The organism is Roseomonas aerilata DSM 19363 (assembly GCF_000711725.1).
GTDB lineage: Bacteria > Pseudomonadota > Alphaproteobacteria > Acetobacterales > Acetobacteraceae > Roseomonas > Roseomonas aerilata.
Window position 1 is genome coordinate 1 of the sequence record NZ_JONP01000095.1, and the last position, 7,442, is coordinate 7,442.

Sequence of the window (7,442 nt, forward strand, 5' to 3'; positions counted from 1 at the left end):
CCTGGCCCAGGAGCTGACGCTTACCGCCCTGAGGATGGCCATCACCAGCCGCCGGCCAGGTCCGGGGCTGCTGCACCACGCGGACCGCGGCAGCCAGTACGCTGCCCATGACGACCGCCGCCTGCTGGCCAAGCACGGCATGCGCTGCTCGATGAGCCGGAAAGGCGATTGCTGGGACAGCGCCCCCATGGAAGGCTTCTTCGGCAGCCTCGAAACCGAACTCGAGGAGGACGGACCGTGCCCGACCAGGCAGGCCGCACGATCAGCCCTCTTCGCCTTCATCGAAGGCTTCTACAACCAGCAGCGCCTCCACTCAGCAATCGGCTACAAAGCGCCAACTGAGATGGAACAACTCGCCGCGGCCGCCCAGGCTGTAACCCGTGTCCACTCAAACAGGGGAAGGTCAGTCATTCTCAAGGTGGCGAGCGTTTCGCTTCAGGTAGCCTTCGTGTCAGCCCGCTTGCGCCGCCGCGTAGGGCGGCGAGGCCCGCGATCTCGGTGGCGGGCACCACGATCAGCCGGTTCACATAGGGATCCGGGCTATAGTGAAGGGGAGCCGGCACGGGCTCGTAGTGGAAGGCGAAGATGGGCAGAATAGAGTACTGCACCTGCAGGATTAGGCGTGGCGCGCCCGCGGGGGGCATGCCCATGTGGATGCCGTGAGTGTCGGCCACGAAAGCCGTGCCCGCTGCGCCAGTGATGGTATGGACGCTCTGCGGTCCGTATTTCCGCTCCAGCGCGTTGCGTTGATAAGGTTTCACCCGAAAGCGCGCAGACGTTAGGTGCGAGCCCCGGACATAGACGTCCGGCCCGGCCTCAGGGCCGACGTCGGTCAGATAGACGAACAATTTGAGGAAGCGCCAGTCATCGGGGTCGCGGTGGAAGAGCTGCGTGGACTCGGGCCGGGGGGCAGCCGGCAGTGACCACCGCACCCCAAGGCTGGAGATGGTGGGCTTGCAGCCGAGATACTCGGTTGCCAAATGCAGAATGCTCGGGGCGTTGATCGCCTCGAGCAGGCCGGGGCAACCGATAACGGTGGCGAGCGGGTATGAGGCAATTGAAGTGCCCGCCTCCACCTCCTCCAGGCGTTGGAGGTGTCCCCCTGAACTGACGACGCGTTGCCCGCAAAAATAGGCCAGCATCTCGCTCACCTCTGCCGGCAGCGGGGGAGCGGTGAGCATCGCCAGCCCGTCCCGCCGCAGTTCGGCAAGGGCGGGATCCGCTGGGCTTGCATTGAGAGTGGCAATGCCGCCGTGCCGCAGCCGGATCGAGGCCGCGACGCAGTGCGAGATTGACCTTCGCAGCAGACGGGGAGTGATGAGCCGCTGGGCATAGTAGGCCGCCGCACGCCCAGCTTCAAAGCCGCGCCCTGGTCGAAGCTGCGCGTAGCCGATCATTATCTGCCGACCCTTGGATGTGCTGAAGACGTCTGAATTATCCAGCACGTTGCATTAAAGGATCGTTCATACGAGAAGACGGAGGCCGCCGTTGAGCTGACCAGCCCCCACGAGGTGCTCCGGGCCGGATATCATAGGCGTGTCGGCTTGGTCTGCGCGAGTGTGTTGCACAGGTCGGCTTGGCGGTCTGGCTAGGTTAGGTTCCTGAGGGGGTCGACGGCTCGTCATCCTCCAGGAGAGCGCAGCTTGCCATTCAAGGCCAATGCCGACCGTCGTCACTGCATTCCTAAGCAGCGGTTCCGGGCGACGAACTGGAGTGAGTACGACGCCGGCCTGCGCGGCCGCGGTAGTCTGAACGTATGGTTCACGGACGCGGCGATCGCGGCATGGAAGGCAGAACCACGGACCACGCGGGGCGGACAGCCGCGGTATTCGGAACTGGCGATCAACACGGCCCTGACGCTTCGAGCCGTGTTTCGGCTGGCCTTGCGCCAGACAGAGGGCCTGATTGGCTCCATTCTCTCGCTGCTTAGTCTTGATCTGGCCGTGCCGGACCACTCCACCCTCAGTCGCCGGGCCGAGACACTCGAGGTGTCTCGGTCCCACCCCGGCCGCCACCCCGTACACCTGCTGGTGGATAGCACAGGGCTGCAGCTGTGCCGGCCTGGGGAGTGGCTGGTCGAGAAGCACGGGAGCGTAAGCTGCACATCGGTGTGGACGCCGACACCGGGCGGGTCGTCGCGTAATCGCTGACGGCGAGCGACGTCGATGACGCCTCTCAGGTTGGTTCCTTACTTGCCCAGGTAGCGGGCCCCATCGCTTCCTTCACGGCTGATGGTGCCTACGATCAGGAGGGCGTCTACAGCGAGGTCGCTGCACGGCACCCCGATACTCCCGTGATCGTGCCGCCCCGATCCAGCGCCGTGCCAAGTGCAATGGCCGAAACGGCACCAACCCAGCGAGACCGACACCTCCAGACCATCGCCGAGCGCGGCCGCATGGGCTGGCAGAGGGCCTCCGGCTACAACTGGCGAGCTCTGGTCGAGGCGGATATCGCGCGCTTCAAGCGGGTCATTGGCGGCGGACTACGCTCGCGCACGGACCGGCGCCGCGCGACCGAGGTGGCAATCGCCGTCGGCGTGCTGAACCGGATGCTCGAGCTTGGCCGGGCGGAGTATGGCCGGCTCGTGCGAGCCCGGACCTGCCGTTAACCGACTGCGCCTCCAAGCTGGTCCGTGCAACGCAGTCTCTCCAAGCCTCACAAGGCGGGCCGGGTACTCAAGCGCCCGGCCCTTGCTGCATCACGCGCAGGTGGCACTGTGTTGCTTGCTGAGACCTCGGCTTAAGAGGGCATGTTCGTGCTCTTGCGGCTGCGGACGAGGCCCATGCCTAGGAGGCCCATGCCGAAGAGGGCGAGGGAAGCGGGCTCGGGGACGCTGATCGGAGCAGTCGATGCGATCAGGCCAGCTGCCTCAAAGGAGACGACGCCGCTTGTCAGGCTAACCCTGGTGAAAGGCGTGTCGGAGAGGATGCTTAGATAAGCGCTGCCGCCCGGGCCTTGGAAGCCGTTGCTGACAAAGCCATCGGTTAAGCTCTGCACCGTCGCGCCCGTCAGCGTGTCGCCGGCCGCATTGTTGAACTTGATTGCATTCGAGCTGTCGATCGAGCCCCAGAGCAGGGCCAAGGCAGTTTGCGCGGCGGCGAAGGTGATGGTGATGGAGCCAGTGCCGGTTGAGAGATAATGTCCGCTCACTCCTGCGTTCATGGTCTGAGCAGAGCCGAAGTCGCCCGTCAGGTAGGTCGGATCGCCGTTGCTGACGCCTGCCACGGGTACGGCATAGATGCCTGCAGAGGCGCCTCGCACAATGCCCTGATCGGCTGCGACGGCAAAGTCGATCGTGTAGCCTGGACCGGAGATTGAAGCCTGCGAAGGTGTAGTGGCATCCTGCAAGCCAATCCCTGTCGTGGTACCCGGGACAGCGGTTGGCGTGAACAGGCTGGCCTGAGTGATTAGGGCTGCATTGGCTTGGGCAGACAGACCTAACAAGGCAATTCCAGCGAGAAGAATGTCGCGCATTTTGACCCCTGCATTAGAAAGGTAGGACCACCCCACCGATCGTTGCGTTTCCATATCAGCATCTGTGCCAAAGCAGAGATTAATGTATTTCAACTGTTTGTGCCTCAATTCGAGGACTGTACGTGACTGCATTGCACGGACCAGCTTAGAGGCAGATGACCCCCATCGGCAGCTCGGCGATCACGCGAGCTGGACATACTCTGGCCGTCCGAGCTCGAGTATGCAGTTAAGCGCACGGACAGCGATGGCTACCTCGATCGCACGGCGCTCGTCGGTGCATGAACGCAGTCCGCCGCTAATGACCCGCTTGAAGCGCAATATCCGCCTCCACCTGGGCTCGCCAACCGCAGCGTGTGACCTTCTGCCAGCCCATGCGTCCGCGCTCGGCAATGGTCTGCAGGTGTTGGTCTCGCTGGGTTGGTACCGTTCCGGCCATCGCACTCGACACAGCGCTGGACCGGGGTGGCACGATCACGGCAGCAGCGGGCTGCTGTACGGTGACCTCGCCGTAGACGCCGTCTTTATCGTAGGCACTGTCGGCGGTGAAGGAGGCGATTGGGTCCGCGACCTGGTCGAGCACGGGACCGACCTGTGAGGCGTCATCGACGTCGCTCGCCGTCAGTTATGATGCGACGATCCTTTCGGTGTCGGCGTCCACAGCGATGTGCAGCTTGCGCCAAGGCCGGCGCGCCCTGCTCCCGTGCTTTTCGACCAGCGACTCGCCAGGCCCGCACAGCTGCAGCCCCGTGCTGTCTCCACCAGCAGGTGTATGGGACGCGTAACAGGCCGAACCCGCGGGATTTCCTGTGTCTCGGCCTAGCGGCTGAGGGTACTATGGTCCGGCACGGCCAGCTCGAGACTGAGCAGAGAGAGAGAATGGAGCCGATCAGACCTTCGGCTTGGCGCAATGCTAGCCGATACGTGGCTCGCAAGGTCAGGGCCTCGGTGATTTCCAGTGCCGAATGGTGTGGCTGCTCGCCGCGCGTGGTCCGCGGCTCAGCCTTCCACGCTGCGTTTGCGGCGTCCGTGAACCAAAGGGTCAGGCTGCCGCGTCCACGCAGGGCAGCATGGTACTCTGCCCAGTTCGTCGCCCGGATACGCTGCTCTGGAATGCGATGACGGCGGCCGGCATTCGCCTTGGAACGAAAGCTCGGCTTCCTTCGAGGACGGCAGGGCATTGTCCCCTCGCCATCCTGCCTCGGGCGGATCGCAACGCCGACCGATCCGCTCGGCCAGGATAAGCTCGCTGTCGTGCAGGCTCAGGCTGAAGAGGTGGTAAAGCCAGACAGCATGCCGGATCACCTCGGCCGGGAAGCGATAGCCGGGGTAGGTGGTGGGCTTGGACGGCATTCCACCAGCTTCACCCGACCAGTCCGCTTCAGCCAGAGCTGGACAACGTGACAATGCCGTTCTGGCTGTCCGCTAGCATGCTTGGAGCTTCGCTACGCCCGCCCGTGACGATCCCGCTAACCCAGTCGGGCGTGCCGTCCAAAGCGTCCTTGATGCCGATTCCCACGATTACTGTCACAATCGGCGCCAGCAATTCGAAGGTCACACCTGGTAGCGCAAAAGGTCTCCAAATTACGAGCAATATTTTCATTACAAACCAATGTGAGAGAAAGACCGTGAAGGCGTAATCACGCCCCCAGTGCGCCAGACGCTTCGGTGCTGGCCTGAGATGAATCAATGCGATCACCAAGCGCGAGAGGGTGCAATAAGAAATCAGCGCGATCCAGCTTCCCTCACCAGAAATTTTAGGAAAAAGGGTGCATATGGTCACCATGGCAACAGCTAGAGCGCCAAGCAGCCCGACCATCCGTTTCGATGATCGTTCGAAATGAAATAAGGTGTGCCACCCCATCCCTAGGAGGAAAAATAGTGGGATGGAGTTTCGGATGATGATCATTCCTGCTAGATCGAACTTATAATTAAGAACGGCAATGGCAAGTGCCGCACCTAGTATAATCGGGCGGCCCAGCCAGCGCTTTACAAGCCCGAACATCACAAAACAGACGAAAAGATCGCGCAGGAAATAGAGGGGGCCGTTAACTGGTGACCCAGTGGAAGCGACAGCCATTTCCAACAGTCTGTGGCAGTCGACGTTCCGAAGCAGCATGTCCGGCACGATCTGAATAACTTCGTTTAGGATCAAGAAAGCAAGACACGGAATGGTATTCCAGAGAAGAAAAGGAGCTAGGAGGGACTGGACCTTCTTACGGATCACGTCCAAATAGGTGCGCTTCTCGGTCCGCAAAAAAAAATAGCCGGAAAGTACGCTTAATGTGGGAACGGCCATGCGCGTAATGGCGTTGACCGCATAATCCAGCGTGGAGACAGCCTCCGCGCTCGGCAGATTATTATAAAGCGAGAAGGAATGATTGAACACCACGCAGGTGATAAGCAAAAACCGCCACGCATTGATGTTGGCTGAAACGGTGGCCTGATTTTGCATCGATGTCTCCCGCCCCGTGGCAAGTCTGGTTTCTACACCAAAAGGTTTGGTGGCAAAGGTTTGACATCGTAACAACTTCGTCTGAAAGGTTAATACTCGCTTCAACCTTGGTGCATGGATCGCAGCTGAGTCCGAGGTAGAATCGGGCAGGGGCGTGCCGATGACCGATGGGGACACCGCCGTTGCTCTTCGAATTGAACAAGGACCGGCGCCACCGAAACCCGCGGCAGCGGCATCGGGTCACGAACCGGCCCGCTTATGAAGTGAGCCTATACGCTCGTGGCCGCTCTGTTGCGCCAGCCGTGCTCGGTGATGCAGCGTACACTGCTTCGGCCAACCGGGCGATCTGCCTGGGTTAGAGAAGCGGTTTGATCGTCGCGCTCTGCCCTCCTCCATGGCCGTCCGATACTCGGTCCGGTCGGTCTGCCAAGGAGACGGCGATCGGGCGCTGGTGGCACCGCTCGCAGCGCAGCCGGCCGCCGATGCCGGTCAGGTCGGTGGGTTCTGTCAGCTTTCGCGCCAAGTGTAGCTGTAGGAGTTGACCGCGCTGGTAGTGCTATGCGGCTTGCCGGATGGCGAGCACAGCGGTTGCACGGCGGAGATGGAGAACGCGGCGCTGGTTAGCAGGGACATGCTGGTTGTGACGGATGACCAGCCCCACGGGGGGATCCAGGCAGATTTTTAGTTCAGCATGGCCGCGGCTTGTCCTGAGCTGTTGAGTGGATGGCCCGCAGGTGACGGCAGACATGACGGCAGGAGCACCTCAGGTGCGGGCGGGCGGTAATGCAGCGAGGAGTGCGGGCGAACGGTGTTGTAGTGCCGTCGCCATCGCTCGATGAGGATCTTGGCTTCGGCGAGCGTGTTGAACACCTCGGCGTTGAGCAGCTCATCGCGGAGCTTGCCGTTGAAGCTCTCCACATAGCCGTTCTCCTAAGGGCTGCCGGGCTCGATAAAGGCGGTCTTTGCGCCCACCCCGGTGATCCAGCCCTTCACAGCAGTGGCGGCGAACTCCAGCCCATAGCACATCGGGAAGGATGAGCCGGATCGGGGTATGACCCGGTCCAAAGGCGGCCACGACCGGCCAGCGAGCCTCCACAGTGATGGTGTCCAGCCACACCGAGAGGAGCCGACCGGTCATGACCAGGTCCCAGCCTACACGCCCTACTGCTGTCCTTGTCGCCATCGGTGTCGCCAAGGTCAGGAACGAGGTGCTGATCGAGCTGCCCGAGGCCCGGCGGCGCCGCAGGATGACGGTGACCAACACCCGCGCCGAGCACGACCGGCTGGTGGCAGAGCTGCACGCCCTGGAGCGCCCGGTGACCGTCGGCCTGGAGCCGACCGGCCACTACCACCGCCCGCTCGCCTGGAGGCTGGTGCAGGCCGGCTTCGACGTGCGGCTGATCTCCTCGGTCGCCCTGGCCCGCACGAGGGAGGCGCTGCACAACGGCTGGGACAAGAACGATCCCAAGGACGCCCAGGTCATCCTGCACATGCTGCGGATCGGGGCGGCCAAGCC

Annotated in this window: 4 protein-coding genes and 5 pseudogenes; 3 read left to right on the forward strand and 6 right to left on the reverse strand. The window is 62.6% G+C overall.

The window, feature by feature from the left end; translation table 11 throughout:
* Positions 1-139: 139 nt before the first annotated feature.
* Positions 140-331: pseudogene (locus tag BO39_RS35545) on the forward strand (integrase core domain-containing protein); the annotation flags it as partial.
* Between the two features lie 82 nt (positions 332-413).
* Here the strand turns inward: BO39_RS35545 and BO39_RS34785 are convergent.
* Positions 414-1,397 (reverse strand): phytanoyl-CoA dioxygenase family protein, encoded by a 984-nt coding sequence (locus tag BO39_RS34785; protein ID WP_052403006.1) that lies wholly within the window; start codon positions 1,395-1,397, stop codon positions 414-416.
* Between the two features lie 246 nt (positions 1,398-1,643).
* On the opposite strand from BO39_RS34785, the pseudogene BO39_RS28625 reads away from it, so the two are divergent.
* A pseudogene (locus BO39_RS28625) lies at positions 1,644-2,608 on the forward strand (IS5 family transposase).
* Positions 2,609-2,739: 131 nt separating this feature from the next.
* Here the strand turns inward: BO39_RS28625 and BO39_RS28630 are convergent.
* The 5 genes and pseudogenes from BO39_RS28630 to BO39_RS28635 form a co-directional block, all read right to left on the reverse strand.
* Positions 2,740-3,474, reverse strand: coding sequence for an Npun_F0296 family exosortase-dependent surface protein (locus BO39_RS28630; RefSeq protein WP_169742897.1), 735 nt, complete (start codon positions 3,472-3,474; stop codon positions 2,740-2,742).
* Positions 3,475-3,654: 180 nt separating this feature from the next.
* Positions 3,655-4,652: pseudogene (locus BO39_RS32200) on the reverse strand (IS5 family transposase).
* Positions 4,653-4,698: 46 nt separating this feature from the next.
* A pseudogene (locus tag BO39_RS34790) lies at positions 4,699-4,824 on the reverse strand (IS6 family transposase); the annotation flags it as partial.
* A gap of 28 nt (positions 4,825-4,852) precedes the next feature.
* Complete coding sequence (locus tag BO39_RS32205) at positions 4,853-5,926, reverse strand: acyltransferase family protein (RefSeq protein WP_084698659.1); 1,074 nt, start codon at positions 5,924-5,926, stop codon at positions 4,853-4,855.
* A gap of 681 nt (positions 5,927-6,607) precedes the next feature.
* A pseudogene (locus tag BO39_RS28635) lies at positions 6,608-6,943 on the reverse strand (integrase core domain-containing protein); the annotation flags it as partial.
* Positions 6,944-7,062: 119 nt separating this feature from the next.
* Between BO39_RS28635 and BO39_RS28640 the strand changes: the two are divergent.
* A partial coding sequence (locus BO39_RS28640; protein WP_156964126.1) for an IS110 family transposase occupies positions 7,063-7,442 on the forward strand: 380 nt, incomplete at its 3' end.

What these genes read in the sequence shown, in the direction of transcription:
- BO39_RS34785 (WP_052403006.1), bottom strand. Translation starts at nt 1,397, where the DNA reads ATGATCGGCTACGCGCAGCTTCGACCAGGGCGCGGCTTTGAAGCTGGG.
- BO39_RS28630 (WP_169742897.1), bottom strand. Translation starts at nt 3,474, where the DNA reads ATGCGCGACATTCTTCTCGCTGGAATTGCCTTGTTAGGTCTGTCTGCC.
- BO39_RS32205 (WP_084698659.1), bottom strand. Translation starts at nt 5,926, where the DNA reads ATGCAAAATCAGGCCACCGTTTCAGCCAACATCAATGCGTGGCGGTTT.